The organism is Viridibacillus arenosi (genome assembly GCF_001955655.1).
GTDB classification, from domain to species: domain Bacteria; phylum Bacillota; class Bacilli; order Bacillales_A; family Planococcaceae; genus Viridibacillus; species Viridibacillus arenosi.
Genome location: NZ_MSPW01000004.1, coordinates 308,441 through 330,687, shown reverse-complemented (window position 1 = coordinate 330,687; position 22,247 = coordinate 308,441). Strand labels below are relative to the sequence as shown.

The following is a 22,247-nucleotide window of genomic DNA, read 5'->3' as shown; positions in this document are numbered from 1 at the left end:
AGTTTTGCCCTCTTATTATTTAACTGCGACAATTTTGCCGCCGGTGAGCTGTAAGAGTTCATCTGCAGTTAGCTGGAACACAGCCTTTGGATGACCCGCTGCTGCCCAAATTGTATCATATTGAAAAAGGTCCTCATCAATTAAAGTTAGAATTTCTGATACATGTCCGATGGGAGATACTCCCCCTATTACAAATCCTGTATGTTCACGAACAAATTCTGCATCAGCTTTACCAAGCTTGTCTTCTACAACTTTGGCAATATGCTTCTCATTTATACGATTAATACCACTTGCTACAACTAAAAGTGGAGTATTAGTATTTTTCATACGAAAAATGATCGATTTAGCAATTTGCGCAACCTTACATCCAATGGCATCTGCCGCTTCTTGTGCTGTACGTGCGCTATCAGGTAACTCTACTACTTCATTATCGAAACCTAACGATTGTAATTTTGTCTGAATCGCAAGTGCACTTTCCTTCATGAAATACATCTCCTAAATAGATATTTTTTTCATTATACACGAATAGGCGGTCTTAATTTCTTAATATTGCATATATTTTAATGAGGAGGTTTTGCGATGCCTGTTATACAATCGACAGAAAAACAACTAGAGTTACTAGCAAGGTTGATGCGAGCCGAGGCAGAAGGTGACGGTGAACTTGGAATGCTAATGGTTGGCAATGTCGGTGTAAATAGGGTACTTGCTAGCTGTCTCGACTTTACTGATATTCGAACAATTGAACAAATGGTTTTTCAAAGTCCAGGTGGATTTGAAGCAACGCAGAAAGGGTATTTTTATCAACGGGCACGCGAACAAGATAAACGTTTAGCGCGTAGAGTAATTAACGGCGAAAGATTCCACCCAGCAACGCGCTCGCTATGGTTTTTCATGCCTGAGGGTGGCTGTCCTGCTCAATGGTATGGTCAATGGAATACTGGGCGTTTTAAGTCGCATTGCTTCTTCGCACCAAGTGAAAGTGATTGTCCGCAAATTTAACTGTTAGAAAGGATGAATGAATGGTCCAGTATTATTGGACACCTAGCTATCAACAACAAATGACTCCTCCCCCAGTGACAATTCCGAGTGGTAGACCACCAGGTTTTCCACAGCGTGAGGAATCTTATATTGAAAACATTTTACGACTAAATCGTGGGAAGCCGGGGAATTTTCACTTTTCGTTTGAGCATGCAGTAGAAGCTGGCAAAAATACGATTAACGTACGCGGTGTCGTGGAGGCGGCTGGGCGCGATCATGTCATTTTACGTGATCTCAGAACGAATCACCGATATCTCTTCCCAATGATCTACTTTGATTATGCAGAATTCGATGAGGAATTAGCTTATTTTAATCAATCTCAGTAAATAGCAAAACCCTTCCATATAAGTCGGAAGGGTTTTTGGCTTTTTATTCATTAATTAAACGCTGTTGCAATGCTTGTTTGAATGCTATTGGGTCATCAAGACGAATAGCGACTCGTGTATATTGCTTTTTAAAACCGATTAACAAAGATGCCGTACATGGTTTTTTTAATTCTAAAATCATATGTGGGTGCACTTCTTCAAAGTCTCTTGCAACAAATTCAATCGTTGTTTTAGCATTAAGCTTTTTCTCGAGTTCTTCTTGATCAGTTATGATTGACTTAATATCGTCTAATGAAAGTTCCATTTGTTTTACAAGACCTAATGACAAATATAATTTCTGCTCTTTTAGACGTACTGGATTCAAACGTACTGCTTGTATATCTCCAAGAAAGAAAATAACGCTATATACGTTCAATATGAGTAGGATAATGGAAAGAATCATTGATTTTTCATGAAGCCACCAATGGATGCCTAATGTTTCGATTACTATCGCATGTATTAGCATAATTTGAAAGGCAAGTAGACTAGATTTTTTGTGTAAAGTGAAGGTGTTAGATGTTACTGGAATAGGCTTTTTCCATGAAGCAAAGGCATAATAAAACATAAGTAAATCTGAGATAATCATTTGTACAATTCGTTGCTTAGATACCTTTTTTTGAACAGCTTTTGGAAAGGCAAACAATAAACTTTCATCATAGGTTCGTACTTCTCGAATGACAGCAGGCATGAGGAAAAATAGTAATCCAATCAAACTGAGCTCAAGTAAAATTATAGAGCCTTCTATTGCAAAACCTACATAAGAGAACCCGACAAATGGCGCAAGATGATGGGCTGGTATTAATAGCTTTGCGAAAATTAATCCGCCTGCCATTAACATTATGAAACGTTTAATAGTAAATTTATTTTTTCGATCGATTGCGATGATTAATAACGGTGTGACAATTGCAAAATCAAAAAGACTCCCTAGAATAACACTTTTTGTTTCCTCTGATAAAAAAATTTCTGACAATGGCGTCCGATATAATGCAAAGTTCGTTGCAAGAACAAGTAAAAGTAACGCCATCCAAATATAGCTTTTTATATCTCTTTGGCTTACTACCATTTCATCACCTCATCTTCTATATTTTATTAAAAAAATAATACGTATTTTTAATAAAGTACCGACCTTTACTAAAAAATCCTACCTGATAAATTAGCAAGTAGGATTTCTTTCAAAATTAAACATGTTTAAGAGTTGCTAGAATAACCATTACCCAAGCAGCTAAGAATAGAACTCCACCAATTGGTGTAATAGCCCCTAAAACGCCAACACCTGTTAAGCACAGAACATATAAGCTACCTGCAAAAAATACGATCCCTGCAAGCATTAAATAACCTGCACGTGAAAGTTGTGTAACTGGTCCTATTAATGACGAACTCATTAATATGCCGATTGCGATTAATCCTAATGCATGGAACATTTGATACTGTACAGCTGTATCCCATACGGCTGCATAATGATCGGATAATTTCCCCTCAAGTGCATGTGCTCCAAAAGCACCTAGTGCCACTGCGATGAATGCGTTCACAGCTCCTGAAATAATAAAAAATCTCATTTTCTTTTGACACTTCCTTTTCTAAAAATCAAAAATCGAGTCACCATTTGCATCCTCTTCATGAAGCTTGTTTGTAGTAATGGAAGCCGGTATCTGGGTCTGCATCATCTGTTGTGATGGTTGTATATTCTGTGATTGAATTACTTGGCTAGTTTGCATGTCAAGTGGTCTTGATGGTCTTGCTATAGTTTCTGAAGATTTAGCTAGCACTACATCGCATAACGCTCGAACCGCAGAAAGCGCTTCACGAATTTCCTGCTCATTTTGAGCATGCTTTGCCTGCAATAAATGTTTGTCAATTTCAGTAACAATTAATTCATGAGAAATCATTAGATGTTCCCTCCCTGCTTCAGCTCAAATTTCAAACACTCAAGACCCGAGGACCTTTTTACAATTACAGAAGGTAGCTCCTTACTTTTGAATTGGTATGCTCGACAACCTCTAGGACTTCTTTGATCCCAAGTCACATAGAAATGCCTACATTTAAAACAACTCTCTTGCATGACGCTCCCCCTCTTCATACTTCACTTTACCATGATTATATCAAACCATAAAGTGACGTGTTTTTGACTTTAATGCTGAAGACGTTCATTAAAAGTAGGAAGACAGTTAGTGAGGGTGATTGTTGCTCTAAGTTAGTTGTTTGTTGCAGTAACTCCGACCTTTGTTGCACTGACTCTGCTGTTTGTTGCGCTAACTAGCACCTTTGTTATTTAGCTGAATATTCACGTCTTCAAAACCTTAATTCTCCACTTTTTATATCAACTCTAGTACTAGTAATTCACCTGCATTTCTCAAACCCTATACTCAAAAATAAAAACCGTTCTCCACAAAAAGAACGGTTTTTCATATGGTTATTTCGTTAAATCAAAATCTATTGGTGATACTCCCCACTCTCGGAGCTGTGCATTGATTTTGGAATACGGTTTACTACCGAAAAATCCTCGATATGAACTAAGCGGACTTGGATGAGGTGCTTCGATAATAGCATGGCGGCTTGTATCAATCAGTCGTTTTTTTTGTTGTGCTGGTTTACCCCAAAGGACGAATATAATAGGTTGTTCACGGTCTGATAGTTTTTGAATAACTGTGTCTGTAAACTGCTCCCAGCCTTGCTTTTTATGTGAATGAGCTTGTCCTTCACGCACCGTTAAAACGGTGTTTAACATAAGCACGCCTTGCTCTGCCCATTTAGTTAATGTCCCGTCTAATGGAATCGGAAAGCCTAAATCCGACTCCATTTCCTTTAGCATATTTTTTAAACTTGGTGGATGCTTCACACCTCGTTTCACTGAAAAGCTCAATCCATGTGCTTGCCCTGCTCCGTGATAAGGATCTTGCCCTAATATGACAACTTTCACATCATTGTATGGTGTATAACGAAAAGCGTTCCATATCTCCGCTTTGGGAGGGTAATTCGTTCGTGTCGCATATTCATTTTCTAAAAAATCCTGAAGCTGTAAAAAATAAGGCTGATTAAATTCTGTACTGAGTACTCGCTGCCAATCGTTGTCTAAAATTTGCTTTGTCATCTTTTCTACTCCTTAAATTCCACTGTCACATCATATCCGACAAGTGCAAACATATCAGCGACAGAACTTTGCGCATTACTTTTTGCTGTATCAATAACCCCTTGAGTGGTTGCTTCTTCAATCATTAGTTTCTTTGCTTCTTTAGCAAGTTCATATGCTTCGCTAATATCTGCTTTTTCTCGGAACAGGCCTTCACTTGAAAAGACTTGAACATGATCAAAGTCTATTTGAGGCTCCCCTAGTATTTTTGCACTTGGCAATGTAATCGTAGCTATTTTCTTCTCTTCATTTAATTCAATATCTTTTTCGGTAATCTTTGAAAAGTCTACACCTGCTTTAACGCCACCAGGTATAACAACTAATAATTCTCTTTTAGTTCCAGGTAAGTTTAAGCCAATCTCTTTACCGAAAAGTTTATTGTCAGAACGTTCAATCATAATCTTTGTATATGCCTCTGCTGTTGTTAGTTCATTTAAATTTTGAATTCGTTCCATGATTGAACCTTTATTTTCTGTGAATGTACTTCCTTTAATAATGTTCATAGTTGCAATCGGAATGATAATTAATAGCGCTAGGACAATTATAGTTGCCCATACATACCATTGCATAAAGAACTTAGGTATAAAAAATTTCCGAATAAAACCCTTTTTTCTATCTTTCCTATAGTAAAGAGACTCTGAAGAATCAAGAATTGTGGCAGATTGTTCTTCTGACTTTAACTCTTTTAACATCTTCTCAAGCTCTCGTATTTTCTTATTTGAAGTCACCTTAATCCCTCTCTTCTATTAATCTAAAAAGGAATTTACTATTCCTGATATTCAATTCGACATTATTCTACTATGTTCACTCCTATTATAAAAGTTTCTGCGCTATTAATACAGTCGATTGAATTTGGTGATTAACGGAAATATTATTTAAAACCGTTTTAGAGTAATATAATGGAAAGGAGTTGGTGGAATGGCTGATTTACAATGGCGAGAAAAGGTGAAAAGAATTACGAATGTAGCTGAAAGTGGCCAGCACGTGCCGGAGCAGGCAAAATCGTTTGGCATGGGTTGTTTTTATATATTCTTTGCTATTATTATTTTACTTTTTATATTTTTATTAATTGGATTTATACAAAAGGGTCATTACATAGCAGCTACCATTGTAGGTTTACTTTGTTTAGGTGGGATTATTATTATACGAAGAATTATAAATGCAGATCGGTTACCTAAATAGAAATCCAAACTGACCTTATTAAAAAGTTGGTTTTTGACCATTTCATTCTAGCCAGTTAATTCGTTATAATAGGACTATTCAATTACATTTTTTATATTCGGAAAGTTTAATAAAATAAGTTTTTTCATAAAAGGAGTCTTTTTCTATGTCACTAAAAAAAACACTAACAATTGCCGGCACCGATGCTTCTGGTGGTGCAGGTTTACAAGCTGATTTAAAAACTTTCCAAGAGCATGGCACATACGGTATGTGTGCAGTGACTGTTGTTGCTACAATGGATCCAGACAATAACTGGTCTCATGGTGTATATACATTACCAATCGATGTTCTTAAGGCTCAGCTAAAAACAACTCTTTCTACAGGCGTTGATGCAGTAAAAACAGGGATGATTTCTACTGAAGAAGCTATTCAAGTAGCTGGTGAAGCAATTGCAAACTCTGGCACATCAAACGTTGTTATTGATCCAGTAATGGTATGTAAAGGTGAAGATGAGGTTTTAAATCCAGGAAACGTTGAAGCTATGATTAAATACCTTATTCCACAAGCACTTGTTACAACACCAAATCTTTTTGAAGCTGGACAATTGGCTGGAACAGGTACACCAAAAACAATTGAAGAAATGAAAGTCGCAGCACAAAAAATCCATGAACTTGGTGCTAAAAACGTTATCATCAAAGGCGGTAAAGCGTTGCAACATGAAAAAGCTATCGACCTATTCTCAGATGGTGAAAAATTCATCCTTCTTGAAGCCGATAAAGTAGATACTACTTATAACCATGGTGCTGGTTGTACTTTTGCTGCTGCTATTACAGCTAACCTAGCAAACGGTTTATCTGTAAAAGAAGCTGTTTTCGAATCAAAAGCTTTCGTTGCTGCTGCAATTGAACATGGCTGGAAATTAAATCAATTCGTTGGCCCTGTTATGCATGGTGCAAAAGGTGTTTACGGTACTCCGAAAATCACTACTACTGAAGTTTAATATCGAATAATAGATCCTTCGCAATTTCATTAATTGCGGAGGTTTTTTATGTATATCTTTTCAGATTTAAACGATGTCTAAGAATTTATGATGGGACAACAGTTCTTTATGCAAAAAAAGCAGTACTTTTTATATAAACAGGTTGTCCTTATTTAAAAGAACATAATAATAAACCATACACTTTTAGATAAAGAAACAATTTTTCCTTACCCTACTTCTATAGATACAACTTTCAGCTTAATTCTTACAAAGCATATAAAGAAAATATAATTTTTGAGCTTTCGAATCGCATTCGTAGGAATTTTTCTCTATACTAGAGAATAGATTGCTAGCTGTTGGAAGGAGAATTTAAATGGAAATAGTACAAATAGAAAAGCTTCAACAACTTCTTAATTCCTTTGCGAATAAAGATGTTTATATACATTTAGAGACAACCAACGGGGCTTATGCCTCTCATTTCAATGAAAAAGTATTCAACGCTGGTGCATTTATCCGTAACGTTAAACTTCAATATGAATTGGGTAAAGTTACAGCAGATGTTCCTCACCGTGTTGGTTTGAAAATGGCTCATGGCTGGGTTTATGCTCAAGGTATTACTCACTTTGAAATAGATGAACAAAATCGTCTGTTAATGGCTGGACATGACTATGACGGTAAATTAGCAGTAGCACTTGAAATTAGCGAAACACCATTTACTTATTAATTAAGGAGAGATTCAGATGACACTACAACCTGAGCGACACGTACTTGTCGTATTCCCCCATCCTGATGATGAAGCATTTGGTGTTTCTGGCACCATCTCAACTTATGTCAATCAAGGTACCCCTGTCACATATGCATGTTTAACACTTGGCGAAATGGGACGTAATCTTGGAAATCCCCCATTCGCGACACGTGAGACTTTACCTTTAGTCCGTAAAAAAGAATTAATCGCTTCATGCGAAGCAATGGGCGTTACAGATTTACGTATGATGGGCTTACGTGATAAAACAGTAGAATTTGAAGATGATGAAAAAATGGTACAAATGATGACTGGTTTAATCGATGAATTGAATCCATCATTAATTATCACATTCTATCCAAATTACGCTGTTCACCCTGATCATGAAGCAACTGCTCGTGCTGTTGTGCGAGCTGTACGTCGTATGCCTGTTGAACAACGTCCGAAGTTACATGCTGTAGCATTTGCAAATAATACCGGCGAAGGTCTTGGAGAACCGGATATTGTCAATAATATTCGTGACGTACGCGAGCAAAAACTTGGCTCAATGCGCGCTCATATTTCTCAAACTGCTTGGATGCTTGAAGAAAATGAAAAGCGTCTAGAAGCAGGTGAACCAGAAGCTGAGAACTGGTTAACTTATGAACGTTTCTTCAGCTATCGCTGGCATGAAGATTTTGAAGATCAATTTTAAACGAATAACTCCACCCCTGTCCGGCAAAAAATGGACAGGGGCTTTTTTATTTTTCATAAGTAAATAAAAGGATTCACATTTGTTATTGTCTGAAAAGTACGTCTTTTACCTAAACTATTTACATCTGAATGTAAACTCTTTATGATGAATAAATATTCAACTATAAAACGAGGTATTTAATATAAAATGAAAAAATTCCCTATATCTACTTGGCTATTATTTATAATCCCGTCACTGATTGGCGTATTCTTATTTATGACGCCACTTAAGACAGCTGACGGCTGGAAGGTTCCTATTGCGATTTTGGCCAATTTACTTGCTGGATCTTTAGTTTCATTCATTTCCTGGTTCACAGTTATCGTATTTTTCATCGCAGCATTAGGCTCAGTTGCATATCACTTTATTCCGCAAAAGAATCCTGAGAAACCTACAATGTTTGATGGAATATTCCGTGTAAATTGGTTTTGGACAATCGCACGTGTACTTGGTTTTGTCTTTGCATTAATGGTTGTACAAGATTTCGGTCCGAGCGCAATCCGTAATGAAAACACAGGTGGACTGTTAATGGATCCAGACGGTGGTCTTGTGACTTTCCTATTCACGATTTTCTTATTCGCAGGCCTACTGCTTCCATTTTTAACTGAATTCGGTTTACTTGAATTCTTCGGTACAATGATGGTTAAAATTATGCGACCATTATTCAAAATTCCTGGACGTTCTTCTATTGATGCATTAGCTTCTTGGATAGGCGATGGTACAATTGGTGTCCTTTTAACTAGTCGTCAATATGAAGAAGGCAACTATACACAAAAGGAATCAGCGATTATCGCGACTTCATTTTCAATTGTATCAATCACATTTTGTATAGTTGTAATTGATACCGTACATTTAGGTGAATACTTCATTCCATTTTACGGTGCGGTTGTTCTTTGTGGTTTAGTATTAGCATTAATCATGCCACGTATATACCCCCTTTCTAAGAAAAAGAACACGTATATCAATGGAAAACCACTTGACCTTGAGCGCGAGAAATTGCCAGAAGGTTATAATATGATTACACATGGTTTAGAAAATGCATTAAATACAGCTGAACGTAATCGTAATTTCAGTAAATTTTTCGTAGATGGTTTTAAAAACGTTTTAGATATGTGGTTTGGTGTTGCACCGATCGTTATGGCATTTGGTACTGTAGCGTTAATACTTGCCGAGTTCACTGGAATATTCACTTTCTTAGGGAAGCCATTCGAACCGATTTTAACAGTGCTAGGTTTACCTGAAGCTGCTGAAGCAGCACAAACTATGGTTGTTGGTTTTGCAGATATGTTTTTACCTACTATTCTTGGTTCTGGTATTGAGTCAGACTTAACACGCTTTGTCATAGCAGGTGTTTCTGTTTCACAGTTAATTTACATGTCAGAGGTTGGTGGCTTAATTCTTGGTACGAAGATTCCTCTTAACTTTTTCGAGTTAATGATTATTTTCTTATTACGTACTTTGATTTCTCTACCAATTATTGCTGGTATCGGACATTTAATTTTTTAATCATAAAAGCAGGACCATCTTATTTAAAAGACGGTCCTGCTTATTTATTTAACTACCGTTTTATATATTAAGTAACCGATAGTCAATCTTTTCCGCATTCGTAAAGCACTTTATTTTTAGATAATTTATTTTTAAAACCAATTACTAATTTTAAAAATAAGTTGATAAAATTTTCTATTTTGGAAGCCACAAATAGATACCTGTTATTCTATATTACAAAGAAACCCTTGTTTCAAGCATATATCGATCATAAATTTTTTATAACCTACAGATTCAAATTCAACACCAATAGCTTGTCCACTTAACTCTCGTATTTCTCCTTTACCAAAAACATGATGCTCTACATAACTATTCAATTGCAAATCTTCTTTTTTAGTAATGGCATTTACGGGAATATCTCTAGAAGGTTTACTTTTTAGATAACCAACCTCCTTTTTCACTAACTCTTTTCCTTTTACTAAACGCCGTACTTGTTTTAAAAACTGAGACTCCTCTACATGTTCGTCGTCTTTTAAATGATAAGTAAGCAATTCTAAATGCTTGCGTGCACGAGTCATCCCAACGTAGAAGAGACGGGCAGCTTCTTCTATTGGTTCGCTATTATCTTCGTCCTGTTGTTTTAAATCATCTTTTGAAGGAATAATACCATCAACTAGATCAATCATATACACGTTGTCATACTCAAGCCCCTTTGCACTATGCAAAGTAGATAAAGTAACTACATCACGCCCTTTGTTTGACCAAGACGTTTTCATAATTTCCTCTAACTCTTTTAAGCGTCTTGCGAATGCTTCAAGATTTGGTATACCTACCGCAATATGCTCTAGTTGATTTAGAATACCTAATAATCCTTCCTCATTGAAGCCAAGGTGCTCAGCCGTGTTACGAATCGATTTTTCATATCCTAGATTTTTACGGATGATTTTAATCGCTTCTTCTGGATCTAGTATATTTATCTTTTTAATTAACTTCTTCGTTTTATTCAATGCCTGCTCCTGATAATCTGCGTGTCGAACCGTTTGGAGCTGATCAAAAACTGAAGTTTTGTCATTATTATTTTTTAAATACATCATTTGTTTTTTCGTAATATATGCATTCATCTTCGTATGGACTTTCTCAAGAATGTCTACACGTGAATCATTATAGGAAAGGCGCATGAAATTGATAATATCTTCTACAATCCAATGTCGGAAAAATTTCAAATCTACGTCTTTCATATAGAATGGCAAACCTGCTTTATTTAACTTATCCACTAATCGGATGGCCGAAGAATTATTACGGTATAAGATGGCCGTTTCTTTCGGATTACTACTTTTCTCAATTTCTTGAATGATGTAGTTCAGTTGTAACTCATAGCGCTGCATATTGTGGATTTCAATTGATTCACCAGATGGATTTTCCGTGAACATTTCCTTCGTATAACGCTTTGGATTTCTTTTGATGAAGTCATTTGCTATTTTCACGATTTCTGGTGTGGAGCGATAGTTTTGAGTCATTGTTAAAATCTTTGCTTGAGGATAATTCTTTTCAAATTCTAATAACTTTTGGACATCCGATCCACGCCACATGAAAATAGATTGGTCATCATCAGCGACAACGCAAAGATTATTTTGTGGTTTTGCTAAAATCGTAATAATTTCATGCTGAATAACGGAATTATCCTGACTTTCATCCGTTAAAATATATTCAAAACGGCGCTGATATTTCGTTCGAATTTGCTCATCGTCTTGTAAAATACGTAAACAGTACGTGAGCATATCGTCAAAATCTAAGAGTGGATATTGCGGGTTTTGAGTTTTGAATTGTTCATACGCTTTATACATATCGGCTATGCCTGAGATGGAGGATTTTACGGTACTTAGCTGCTTACTTGAAAGCATACGATTCTTTACATAGCTGATATAAGTAAGGAGCTCATCCATTTCATCTTCAGTTGGATTTGTATCCTTTATCTCCGTAAATATATTTCGAAGAATTATTTTTTTATGAAGTGGGACGTCATTGCCCCCCTCCACTAGTTGAAAATTTATGCGTTGCTTTGCAAAGTATTCTCGTACTACTTGAAAAGCAAAGCTATGAATAGTAGAGAAATGAACCTTTTCATGCGTCAGTTTGCCAAAGAATTGGTCGAAGCGCTGTGCCATATCTTGTGCGGAGGCTTTACTAAACGTAATGGCTAAAATCGCACGTGCTGGTATTTTCTTTACTAATAATAGATAGCCAATTTTCATATTCAAAGTTGTCGTTTTTCCTGAACCGGGTGATGCTAACAATAGCAATGGACCATCAGAATATCGAACTGCCTGTTTTTGTACATCATTTAAAGAAACACCCGTATGTTGTTGCATTTTATCAAAGAAATTCATTTGTACTCGTAATCCTTTCCGTTCATTCATACTGTTCTTTCTATTATAACTGAAAGCTAGTTGGAAACGCTTTTTTGCCCGCTCAAACGATAAGTAACGAAACATTTAGAATTAACTTAATATTTAGTCCATTCAGCTTGAATAATATGTTAAAATGAATAAATGCATTTTAAGGAATCGGAGGTTAGACGAATAATTATGACAGTATCAGATGTGAAGACCGTTCAGGTGGAAAATGTACTAATTGCTTATCAATTTTTAAAAGATGTTGTTGCACACACACCATTACAAAAAAATGAATATTTATCTGAAAAGTATGGTTGTACCGTTTATTTAAAACGTGAAGACTTGCAACATGTACGTTCTTTTAAACTACGAGGTGCCTATTATAAAATTAAAAGTATCGAGAATGATGCAAGAGAAAAAGGTGTTGTTTGTGCAAGTGCAGGCAACCACGCGCAAGGCGTTGCATATGCGTGTGCAAATTTAGGAATCCGTGGGCACATTTTCATGCCAACAACTACTCCTTCTCAAAAAATAGAACAAGTGAAAATGTTTGGACGTGAATTTGTAGAGGTTATTTTGTCAGGCGATACTTTTGATGATTCTGCTAGAAGTGCGCAGGCATTTTCAAAGGCTGAAGAACATATTTTCATTCACCCATTCGATGATATAGATGTAATCTCGGGACAAGGCACCGTTGCCGTAGAAGTGATGAATGATATTGAAGAGCCGATTGACTATGTATTTGGTAGTATTGGTGGAGGCGGCTTAATTGCCGGTGTATCTGCCTATATTAAAAACCTTTCCCCTCAAACTAAAATTATCGGGGTTGAGCCCGGTGGTGCTGCGAGTATGAAAGCAGCTTTTGCTAACGGTGGTCCTGTTGCCTTAGATTATATCGAAAAATTTGTTGATGGTGCTGCTGTACAACGTGTTGGCGACACTACATATGCACTTTGCAAAAAGTATGTCGATGATATTATTGCCGTTCCTGAAGGTAAAGTGTGTACGACCATTTTAAGCTTGTACAATAAGCATGCAATTATTGCTGAACCAGCGGGCGCTTTACCAGTTGCGGCACTGGATGCTTATCAAAACCAGATTAAAGGGAAATCCGTAGTCTGTATTATTAGCGGTGGTAACAATGATATCGGTCGTATGCAAGAAATTAAAGAGAAATCCTTAATCCATGAAGGTCTGTTATACTATTTCATCGTCAATTTCCCACAACGTGCAGGTGCACTTCGTCAGTTCCTTGGTGAAGTACTTGGTCCAGATGATGATATTACAACATTTGAATATACGAAGAAAAACAATAAAGAAAGTGGTCCAGCACTTGTAGGCATCGAGTTAAAACGTCCTGAAGATTATGCTGGTTTACTTGGCCGTATGAAACTTAACGGTTTCTCATTTAAAGAAGTGAACAATGATAGTACGTTATTTGCTCTATTAGTTTAATATCCATAAAAAATGGAATCTTCTGAGTGTAGAAGACTCCATTTTTTTATTCTCTGCTTTCCAAGGAAGGCAATCATTAGTTCTTCATTTATAAATAAACCATACTGCTCTTACTTGAAGCTAAGAAACGGTTTTATACTATGGATTTATTTTATATATCAAGCTATCTATGCTATCAGATTTTACGATTTAGGTAAACAAAAAGCAGGCACCCTTAGACAGGGTTCCTGCTTTGCAATTTCTACTTACTATACACTTAGTAGAGTTCGGTCTGATACAAGCTTTTCACCGCGAATACGTTGGAATGCATCCATTAAATCGGCGATTGTTAAATCTTTTTTCGCTTCTGGGTCAACCTCTAAAATGATTTGGCCTTTATCCATCATTATGAGGCGGTTACCTAAATCAAGCGCTTGTTGCATATTGTGGGTAACCATTAATGTTGTCAGATTATCTTTTTCAACTAACTGCTTTGTTAAATTCGTAATAAGCTCTGCACGTGAAGGATCAAGTGCAGCTGTATGCTCATCTAATAATAAAATTGATGGCTTTGTAAATGTTGCCATTAGTAGAGATAATGCTTGTCGTTCTCCACCCGATAGTAAGCCTACTTTCGCTGTTAAACGGTTTTCCAAATTGAGATGTAATGCTTCCAATGATTCACGGAAAAACTCACGTCTCTTTTTATCGACTCCTATACGTAAGCCACGACGTTTATTGCGAGAATATGCAATCGCCAAGTTCTCTTCTACGGTCATTGTTGGTGCTGTACCTGCCATTGGGTCTTGGAAGACACGGCCAATTAAATGAGAGCGTTTATATTCGGGATATTTGGTTACGTTTTTTCCGTCTATTTCAACAGTACCAAAATCAGGTGATAAAGCTCCCGAAATCATATTCATCATTGTAGATTTCCCAGCACCGTTACTACCAATTACAGTGACAAAATCACCTGTTTTTAAATCTAGATTAATATTATCTAAGGCAATTTTTTCATCTGGCGTTGCTTCGTTGAAGATTTTGTTGATCCCCTCTAGTTTAAGCAAGATGTTTCGCCTCCTGTTCACTAGTAACCGTACGTTCTCCTCGACGTTTTGCTTTGCGTGCACGCTCTTTACGTTTTTCAAAGAATTTAGGCAATATCAACGCCACGACCACAATTAATGCTGTGATAAGCTTCATATCACCGGTATCTAAAAATTCAACGCGAAGGGCGATAGCAATTACAATTCGGTAGATAATCGCACCGACAATCACAGCTAAAGTTGTACGGACAATTGTTTTCGTCCCTAAAATCGCTTCCCCGATAATAACAGAAGCTAAACCGATAACAATCATCCCTATACCCATACTCACATCTGCAAATTTCGTATACTGCGCAATAAGGGCACCTGATAATGCAACCAAAGCATTTGAAATACCCAGCCCTAAAATGATTAATGTATCTGTATTCGCAGAAAAGCTACGAATCATTTTGTCGTTATCACCGGTTGCACGAATAGCTAAACCAACTTCGGTTTTTAAAAACCTATCGAAAATAATTTTAATCGCAAAAGTTACGATGATCATAATGAAAAATGTACCCCATGTTTTTGGAACATTTTCGATGCCGATGCTGCTTAAAGTGTTATTTATTGCTGTATCAATACCTAAATTACCCCACCAGCCAAAGAAAATGGTGAACAGTGAATCGACGTTCGAAAGCGGTACGTTTGGACGCCCAATTGCGGTTTCTGTAGTTGCCCCCATAATACGTAAATTGATGGAATAAAGAGCAATCATCATTAATATCCCAGATAACAAAGGATTGATTTTCGCCTTCGTATGAAGTATTCCTGTCATACATCCTGCTAAAAAACCTGCGACAATCGCCGCTGCTGTTGCCAATGCTGGGTGGTAACCAAGTACAATTAAAGTCGCTGCTGTTGCAGCACCTGTCACAAAACTACCATCCACTGTTAAATCAGGAAAATCTAAAACTCGGAATGTAAGATACACTCCGAGCGCCATAATTGCATAGATGATTCCTTGCTCAACAGAGCCAAAGATTGCTGTAAACATGTAGAATCATCTCCTATCTATTCGACTACTTCTGCTTTCCATTCGTCTTTAATGTCTAAGCCAAGTTGTTCAGCTGCTTTCTTGTTGATCTCGAATTTTAAGTTTTTAGGATATGCCACTGGGATATTTGCTGGTTTTACACCATCTTTTAAGATTTTCACTGCCATTTCACCAGCTTCATAACCAATATCCGAATACGCAAAGCCGTAAGCACCTAGACCTCCACGTTTAACTGAGTCTAATTCTCCAACCATTACAGGAATTTTCTTATCAGTTGCCACATCCAACACTGATTCAAGTGCTGTTACAACTGTGTTATCAGTAATGATATAGATTGAATCTACTTTTCCTACTAATGATTCAGTTGCCTGTTTTACTTCTGCAGATGTTGAAACAGATGCTTCTACAATTGTTACACCTAATTTTTTAGCTTCTTCTTTTACCATATCCACTTGTACACGCGAGTTTTGCTCTCCTGAGTTGAAAACCATTCCTATCTTTTTAGCTTTTAGTTCTTCAGCTAAAAACTTCACTGTACTTGGAATAGCTTCTGGATGTGTATCAAGAGTTCCTGTTACATTTCCACCTGGAGCTTCCATTGATTTTACAAGCTCTGCTCCTACTGCATCTGTTACAGATGTAAAAAGAACCGGAATATCAGATGTTGCAGCTGCAACTGCTTGAGCACTTGGCGTTGCATTAGCAAATATTAAATCCATACCGTCACCAACTAAATTATTTGCTGCAGTTGTATTAATACTCGAATCCCCTTGTGCGTTTTCAATTTTGAATTCTACTTTAAGACCGCTATCTTCAATTGCTTTTTTGAATCCTTCAGTAGCTTCATTTAAAGATGGATGTTCAACGTATTGAGAAATCCCGATTTTATATGTTTTCTCATCTGATTTTTCAGATCCTGAATCGCCTGATCCTCCAGAGTCAGATTTATCTTTGGTTCCACATGCTGCTAATACTAGCATTGCTGCAAATAATAAAAATGCTAACTTTTTGTAACCCTTCTTCATATGAAATCCCCCCTATTTGAATCGTAACCACTTCTATTAATCTAGCGTGACTATAATTAGTGTTATATTACAGGGGGAAAAGTCAATCGTCAACAACATTATGAATCTTTCGACAATTCAAAATATGACATCTTCGCCACTTTAACGCGTTGAATGGCTGAACATCAACGTTTTGATGTATCCCTTTAAAATGTGAACATTTTGTGAATTTTTATAACTAATGGAAATGAAATTAATTTTATCCTATTTCAAAATTAAGCCTCTCATAAATGCATTAAATTAGAATGAAAAAAAATACCTTTAAAATTAAAGAAACACTAGGCTCCAAAACAAAAAATTGTTTCAAAGTCTAGTGTTACTTAAATACATTGGTAAAAAACGCTTATATTTATAGTTAATTTTTCGCTAAGTATAAATGTTTCACTAATTCCTTATTCTTTTCTTTGAAAATATCATTATGAGATGACACCATTCCATACTCATATGCATCTGGTATTACGTATTGCTTTGCTTTATTTACTGCATTTGCTGCATCCTGAAATGCACCTGCAATTAAATGTAACTTTCCTTCATGATTCAAAATATCACCTGCAGCATATAGACCTTCTACAGACGTTTCACTTAAAGGACTTCCTGCAATACTATATTCATTTGCCATTTCAATATTTAATCCACTATTTGATGTCAGCTCTTTATCTCTATCATAACCGTGATTAATAATAACTTCATCAACAGGTAGTTGAATAATATTGCCATCTTCAATACTCAACAACTCGACTTTTTCAATACGTTCGTGATCATTTGAGGCAATTAGTTTTTCAATTGATGTATTTAGTAAACACTCAATTGAACTATTAAATAGACGTGATACCTCTGCCTCATGCCCTTTTAACATATCTTTTCGGTAGGTTAAGTAAACTTTTTTGGCAATGGGCTCCAATTCATTCGCCCAATCTATTGCAGCATTTCCGCCACCTGAAATCAATACAGTTTTGTTTTTAAAGCGTTCTAGAGATTTGACAGTATAATGTAAATTTGAAATTTCAAACCGTTCAGCGCCCTCGATATCTAGTTTTGTTGGATTTATAATACCGCCCCCAACAGCTAAAATAACTGTTTTTGAAAAGTGTTTATTGTTCGCTGATGTTGAAATAATAAAGTTCCCATCTTCGCCTTTATTAATTGACGTAACTTTTTCTCCTAATACTAACTTAGGATTGAAAGTCATTCCCTGCTGAATCAATTGTTCTATCAGTCGTTCACCTGTAACAGGTGTCAGTCCACCAATATCCCAGATCATTTTCTCTGGATACACATGCACTTTTCCTCCCAAAAAAGGTTGGAATTCGATAATTTTTGTTTTCATTTCTCTTAAGCCACTATAGAAAGCTGAAAAAAGTCCTGCTGGGCCACCGCCAATAATTGTTACATCATACAATTCTTCTGAATTCATCTTGAATCCTCCTATTAAACTTATTATTTTTTAATATTCAAAATTCACACTCTATGCTTTTGACCTTGCAAGTAGATATAAGAAATAGGGTGCTCCAATAACTGCAACGACAATACCAGCTGGAATTTCAGATGGTTGTAATATCCATCTACCTATCGTGTCCGCAGTTATTAACAAAAGGCTACCTATTAAAGCAGCTGTCGGTAAGAGATACTGATGTTTTGCACCCACTAGTTGTCGTGCTAAATGTGGTGCAATTAAACCAATAAAGCCAATTCCCCCACTTACAGATACGCTTGCACCAGCTAAGCCAACTGCAATTGCTAGTAAAATTAATCGCTCTTTTTCTATAGCTAGCCCAAGGCCCGTAGCAGGTATCTCTCCAAGATTAAATGTATTTAAGACACGAGCCTTCGAATAAGCGATTGGTAATAAAATAAGAATCCAAGGCAATAATGCCAATACAAAGCTCCAGTTAGAACCCCAAATACTACCTGCCATCCAAATAGCAACAAATTGGTAGTTTTCAGGTGATAATCTCAATGTCAATACAATCATTGCCGCACTAATACCCGCCGCTACTGCAACACCTGTTAGCAATAGCCTTGTAGGCGAAATTCCTTCACCACGTTTATATGCAAGTACATAGATCAGAATAGCTGTGGCTGCTGCACCTACAAACGCTAATATAGGAAGAAAAAAAACCGGTGCTGCTGTTGTAGTTGGAAAGAACGAAATAAATAACATGACTGCTAAACCTGCTCCTGAATTTATACCTAAAATTCCTGGATCAGCTAATGCGTTCCCTGAAACTCCTTGTAATATGCTCCCCGATACAGCTAATGCCATCCCTACTAAAATGGAGATAACGATTCGTGGTAATCTGAAATCAAACAAGATTATATTCTGTTTATCCGTCCCCATTCCAAATAATGTTCGAACTAATTCAATTGGGGTAAGCCTTATAAAACCTGTACCCATACTTATCATGAACATTATAATGATGAGTAGACAAATAGTGAGAATAAGCAAGATATTCTTCCGATGTTTTTTTTGTTGATAAGCAGATATGTAATTTTCCTCAGTCACAACTCTTTTCCTCCTTTACGAGCAAGGTAAAGAAAGAATGGAACGCCAATCAAAGCAATCAATGCTCCTATAGGTGTTTCATAAGGTGGATTTATCATCCTCGCAGCAAAATCAGCTAATATAACTAATAGACTACCTAAAATTGCTGAACAAGGTACAATCCAACGATAATCGCTTCCTACAAGAAAACGCGTTAAGTGAGGAACAATTAATCCAACAAATCCAACGGCACCTACAACTGAAACGGCTGCACCTGCCAACACTAATACGACAACTGATCCAAAGAATTTTATCCTCCCTGTTCGTTGTCCAAGTCCAATCGCCACTTCGTCTCCTAGACTAAGCAAAGTGATTGATTTTGACAGCATGATTGCACCAATAATTGCTGCTATTATCCAAGGAGACATAACTTTAAGATGCTCCCACTTTGTACCCGAAACACCACCTGCATACCAAAACGCCAAATCTTGACCAATGCGATAATAAATTGCAATTCCTTCACTAAGCGCTCCGAGCAAAGCACTGACTGCTGCTCCTGCTAATACAAGACGCATAGGTGTTAAACCACCCTTTGCTAAAGAACCCACTCCATAAACAATGCCAGCACCTAAAGCTGCTCCAAAAAATGAAAATAAAATAATATACATATAAGGTAAGCCAGGAAAGAAAGCAAAGCAGATAGCAAGCATGAAAGCAGCACCTGCATTTAATCCCAATAGACCTGAGTCAGCCAATGGGTTTCGTGTCATTCCTTGCATAATAGAACCTGCTACAGCAAAACACGCTCCTACTAAACCTGCCCCAAGAACTCTTGGTAGTCTTATATCTTGAATAATTTGGTGTGTAGTTAAATTGGGGTTAAATTGAAAAACAGCAGACCAAACAGTTCCAAAATCAATATCTGCTGCACCAAATGATACTGATAATCCTATAGCGAATAAAAGGCCTATCGTTCCACCCAGTAATATGACAGTTGCAATAATTGGACGTGAGCCCTTATATACTTTCTTTAAATCTATTGATTCTTCTACTGAATCTGACATCTTCTTTCTCCTTACTTTTATTCAACAGTTTGCAATAAGCATTCCGTTTCTTTATTCAATTGATAAGATAAGCAAATTGGATTCTGGCTAAAAGGACATGTCATTAATATTGCATTAATATCAAAAACTGCTTTTAAATTTTCACTTTTCATTACTTTTTCCGGTTTTCCCTCTGTAATAATCTTACCGTCCTTCATCGCAATCATATAATGCGAGAAACGTGATGCATGATTCAAATCATGCAGTACCATTACAATCGTTTTCCCTTCCTCTTCGTTTAACTTTTTAAGCAATAAGAGAATATCAAGTTGATGGGCTAAGTCCAAATACGTTGTTGGTTCATCCAATATTAAAATTTCCGTATCTTGTGCAAGGGCCATTGCAATCCATACGCGCTGTCGTTGTCCTCCTGATAACGCTTCTACGGGGCGATCTCTTAGCTCACCTAGTCCAGTGACCTCAATTGCCCAATGAATATGTTGTAAATCTTCTTTTCTTAATGTACCAAAGCCTCTTTGGTGTGGAAATCGGCCGTATGAGACTAATTCAAATATTGTAAGTCCTGATGGTGCTTCGGCGCTTTGTGGCAAGATTGCCATTTTCTTTGCAATTTCTTTTGTGGAAACTTGTTGAATTGCACGCCCATCTAGAAAAATTGCACCCTTTTGTGTCTTTAAAACCCTTGCAATTGCTTTTAAGAGCGTTGATTTACCACATCCATTTGGACCAATAATGGTCGTAATTTTTTTTTCAGGAATTGCGGCACTTAACTCTTCTATAATTACAGTGTTTGTATACCCAACTGCCACATGATCAACAGTAAGAACTGACATATTTTTTTATCATCCTTCCTTTGCCTTATGACAATTCAATTGATAATGATTATCATTGTCATTTATTTCAGTATAAAGTATGTTGAAAATATTTACAACATTTTTCCGTTAGCTTAAACATTCCTGTCGAACTACTACTGAATAATGATCAATTTAAAAGTTTTCTATAAAAAGAAAGATGTTCCCTCACCATTAAGTAGGCAGGGACCACCCTTTTCTATTGTTTAAGATTAGTAAGCCAATTAGTCAGTTCTTGAACTTGTGCAAGTGTTGCAATGGGATCATAATACCAAGAGCGTTCTTCTGGCCAAATATATAGACGGTCGTTCTTAACCGCTTCCAAACTGCCCCAAATTGGATCTTTCTTAAAATCTTCAACTGTTCGACCGTTGGAAGTCATGATAATATAGTCACCAGCGTATTCTGGTATCATTTCCTCTGAAAGCTCTGCCCATTGCTTCTTCATAATTTCTTCAGCAATACTCTTTGGAGGTTTCCTTCCAAAAGCTTGATAGACTGCCTGGCCGCCACGACCAAAATTGTCACCGTACACATATGTCACCTTTCCTGCGTCTTCCATAATTGAGAAGCTGCTATCTTCTTTAATAGCTGCGTCTACCTTGGCTTTAGCATCTGCAATCTGTTGGTCGTATTTTTCTAACCAAACTTTTGCTTCATCTTCCTTATTTAATAGCTCCCCAAAATAAGTTAACTCCTCGTGAGCATTTTTTAAATCACCATAAGGAATAACAATTGTAGGGGCAATTTTGCTTAAAATCTTGTAGCTTTCATTGTTCCCGGTAATAATTAGATCAGGATTCATTGCTAGTATGTTTTCTGCAGATGGTTTCCCATAAACTCCTGTATCAGAAACACCTTTTAATTTATCTTTGAAATAATAGTTTTTAAGTGTCAATTCGGGTGCTCCAACAGGAATAACATCTAGAGCGATTAAACTACCTAAATATTCTTCTGCCACAATGCGTTTTGGTTGTGTAGGAATCTCTATTTCTCCATTTATTGTACTTATTGTTTTTGTTGTTTTACTCTCTTTAACATCTGAACTCTTAGTTGTATCTTCTACTGTTTTATCATTATTTGTACTACTACAAGCAGATAGGGCTAAAACCATTAATACAAATAGGGTTACTACTATTCCTAATTTCCAATTTCGATTGCGGTATTGTTGTATATACAAATTAATATCCCCTTGTCTATTACATCCTGTTAGTTACTTAATAATGCAAACTCTATCAAACACTAAATTC

General features: G+C 36.6%; 23 protein-coding genes. 8 read left to right on the top strand and 15 right to left on the bottom strand.

What is annotated here, in order from left to right:
- Positions 1 to 15 precede the first annotated feature (15 nt).
- Positions 16 to 483, bottom strand: a complete 468-nt coding sequence (locus BK137_RS10360; RefSeq protein ID WP_235175680.1) for a YbaK/EbsC family protein — start codon at positions 481 to 483, stop codon at positions 16 to 18.
- Between the two features lie 96 nt (positions 484 to 579).
- On the opposite strand from BK137_RS10360, the gene BK137_RS10355 reads away from it, so the two are divergent.
- Together BK137_RS10355 and gerQ are read left to right on the top strand one after the other, a co-directional pair.
- Positions 580 to 999, top strand: a complete 420-nt coding sequence (locus BK137_RS10355) for a cell wall hydrolase (protein WP_038180160.1) — start codon at positions 580 to 582, stop codon at positions 997 to 999.
- Positions 1,000 to 1,019: 20 nt separating this feature from the next.
- On the top strand, positions 1,020 to 1,364 hold the full coding sequence (gene gerQ / locus BK137_RS10350) for a spore coat protein GerQ (RefSeq protein WP_038180162.1): 345 nt from the start codon (positions 1,020 to 1,022) through the stop codon (positions 1,362 to 1,364).
- Positions 1,365 to 1,407: 43 nt separating this feature from the next.
- Here gerQ and BK137_RS10345 read toward each other — a convergent pair whose 3' ends face one another.
- The 5 genes from BK137_RS10345 to BK137_RS10320 form a co-directional block, all read right to left on the bottom strand.
- Positions 1,408 to 2,466, bottom strand: a complete 1,059-nt coding sequence (locus BK137_RS10345) for a hypothetical protein (protein ID WP_038180163.1) — start codon at positions 2,464 to 2,466, stop codon at positions 1,408 to 1,410.
- 115 nt (positions 2,467 to 2,581) lie between these two features.
- Positions 2,582 to 2,959: a DUF423 domain-containing protein gene (locus tag BK137_RS10340; protein WP_038180164.1), complete on the bottom strand. Its 378-nt coding sequence runs from the start codon at positions 2,957 to 2,959 to the stop codon at positions 2,582 to 2,584.
- Positions 2,960 to 2,980: 21 nt separating this feature from the next.
- On the bottom strand, positions 2,981 to 3,289 hold the full coding sequence (locus tag BK137_RS10335) for a YwdI family protein (RefSeq protein WP_038180173.1): 309 nt from the start codon (positions 3,287 to 3,289) through the stop codon (positions 2,981 to 2,983).
- A gap of 524 nt (positions 3,290 to 3,813) precedes the next feature.
- Positions 3,814 to 4,491: a uracil-DNA glycosylase gene (locus BK137_RS10325; RefSeq protein ID WP_038180178.1), complete on the bottom strand. Its 678-nt coding sequence runs from the start codon at positions 4,489 to 4,491 to the stop codon at positions 3,814 to 3,816.
- A 5-nt stretch (positions 4,492 to 4,496) separates the two neighbouring features.
- A complete protein-coding gene (locus tag BK137_RS10320) occupies positions 4,497 to 5,258 on the bottom strand; it encodes a DUF4230 domain-containing protein (protein WP_038180181.1) in 762 nt (253 codons plus the stop codon).
- A gap of 190 nt (positions 5,259 to 5,448) precedes the next feature.
- Between BK137_RS10320 and BK137_RS10315 the strand changes: the two genes are divergently transcribed.
- The 5 genes from BK137_RS10315 (at position 5,449) to BK137_RS10295 (ending at position 9,648) form a co-directional block, all read left to right on the top strand.
- Positions 5,449 to 5,712: a hypothetical protein gene (locus tag BK137_RS10315; protein ID WP_038180183.1), complete on the top strand. Its 264-nt coding sequence runs from the start codon at positions 5,449 to 5,451 to the stop codon at positions 5,710 to 5,712.
- Between the two features lie 145 nt (positions 5,713 to 5,857).
- Positions 5,858 to 6,691: a bifunctional hydroxymethylpyrimidine kinase/phosphomethylpyrimidine kinase gene (gene thiD, locus BK137_RS10310; RefSeq protein ID WP_038180185.1), complete on the top strand. Its 834-nt coding sequence runs from the start codon at positions 5,858 to 5,860 to the stop codon at positions 6,689 to 6,691.
- 352 nt (positions 6,692 to 7,043) lie between these two features.
- Positions 7,044 to 7,394 carry a YojF family protein gene (locus tag BK137_RS10305; protein ID WP_038180187.1) on the top strand — a complete coding sequence of 117 codons (351 nt, stop codon included), beginning with the start codon at positions 7,044 to 7,046 and terminating at the stop codon, positions 7,392 to 7,394.
- A gap of 16 nt (positions 7,395 to 7,410) precedes the next feature.
- Positions 7,411 to 8,106, top strand: coding sequence for a bacillithiol biosynthesis deacetylase BshB2 (gene bshB2, locus BK137_RS10300; RefSeq protein WP_038180190.1), 696 nt, complete (start codon positions 7,411 to 7,413; stop codon positions 8,104 to 8,106).
- A 186-nt stretch (positions 8,107 to 8,292) separates the two neighbouring features.
- Positions 8,293 to 9,648 carry a YjiH family protein gene (locus BK137_RS10295; protein WP_038180193.1) on the top strand — a complete coding sequence of 452 codons (1,356 nt, stop codon included), beginning with the start codon at positions 8,293 to 8,295 and terminating at the stop codon, positions 9,646 to 9,648.
- A 203-nt stretch (positions 9,649 to 9,851) separates the two neighbouring features.
- Here BK137_RS10295 and BK137_RS10290 read toward each other — a convergent pair whose 3' ends face one another.
- Positions 9,852 to 12,044, bottom strand: a complete 2,193-nt coding sequence (locus tag BK137_RS10290; RefSeq protein ID WP_235175681.1) for an ATP-dependent helicase — start codon at positions 12,042 to 12,044, stop codon at positions 9,852 to 9,854.
- A 168-nt stretch (positions 12,045 to 12,212) separates the two neighbouring features.
- Here BK137_RS10290 and ilvA point away from each other — a divergent pair, with 168 nt between their 5' ends.
- A complete protein-coding gene (gene ilvA / locus BK137_RS10285) occupies positions 12,213 to 13,475 on the top strand; it encodes a threonine ammonia-lyase IlvA (RefSeq protein WP_038180194.1) in 1,263 nt (420 codons plus the stop codon).
- A gap of 248 nt (positions 13,476 to 13,723) precedes the next feature.
- On the opposite strand, the gene BK137_RS10280 is transcribed toward ilvA, so the two are convergent.
- The 8 genes from BK137_RS10280 to BK137_RS10245 all read right to left on the bottom strand — a co-directional run bounded on the left by BK137_RS10280 (position 13,724) and on the right by BK137_RS10245 (position 22,177).
- Positions 13,724 to 14,521, bottom strand: a complete 798-nt coding sequence (locus BK137_RS10280) for an ABC transporter ATP-binding protein (RefSeq protein WP_038180196.1) — start codon at positions 14,519 to 14,521, stop codon at positions 13,724 to 13,726.
- A complete protein-coding gene (locus BK137_RS10275; RefSeq protein WP_038180198.1) occupies positions 14,514 to 15,536 on the bottom strand; it encodes an ABC transporter permease in 1,023 nt (340 codons plus the stop codon). Before BK137_RS10275 ends, BK137_RS10280 begins: the two co-directional genes overlap by 8 nt.
- Positions 15,537 to 15,553: 17 nt before the next feature.
- Positions 15,554 to 16,561, bottom strand: a complete 1,008-nt coding sequence (locus BK137_RS10270; protein WP_038180201.1) for an ABC transporter substrate-binding protein — start codon at positions 16,559 to 16,561, stop codon at positions 15,554 to 15,556.
- A gap of 394 nt (positions 16,562 to 16,955) precedes the next feature.
- Positions 16,956 to 18,014 (bottom strand): NAD(P)/FAD-dependent oxidoreductase, encoded by a 1,059-nt coding sequence (locus BK137_RS10265; protein WP_038180203.1) that lies wholly within the window; start codon positions 18,012 to 18,014, stop codon positions 16,956 to 16,958.
- A gap of 51 nt (positions 18,015 to 18,065) precedes the next feature.
- Entirely contained in the window at positions 18,066 to 19,049 is a 984-nt protein-coding gene (locus BK137_RS10260) for a FecCD family ABC transporter permease (protein ID WP_412104677.1), read from the bottom strand.
- A gap of 50 nt (positions 19,050 to 19,099) precedes the next feature.
- The gene (locus BK137_RS10255) at positions 19,100 to 20,146 is read right to left on the bottom strand and encodes a FecCD family ABC transporter permease (protein WP_038180208.1); all 1,047 of its coding nucleotides are present in this window, start codon (positions 20,144 to 20,146) and stop codon (positions 19,100 to 19,102) included.
- Between the two features lie 17 nt (positions 20,147 to 20,163).
- A complete protein-coding gene (locus BK137_RS10250; protein WP_038180211.1) occupies positions 20,164 to 20,979 on the bottom strand; it encodes an ABC transporter ATP-binding protein in 816 nt (271 codons plus the stop codon).
- A gap of 217 nt (positions 20,980 to 21,196) precedes the next feature.
- A complete protein-coding gene (locus BK137_RS10245; protein ID WP_327192109.1) occupies positions 21,197 to 22,177 on the bottom strand; it encodes an ABC transporter substrate-binding protein in 981 nt (326 codons plus the stop codon).
- Positions 22,178 to 22,247 lie beyond the last annotated feature (70 nt).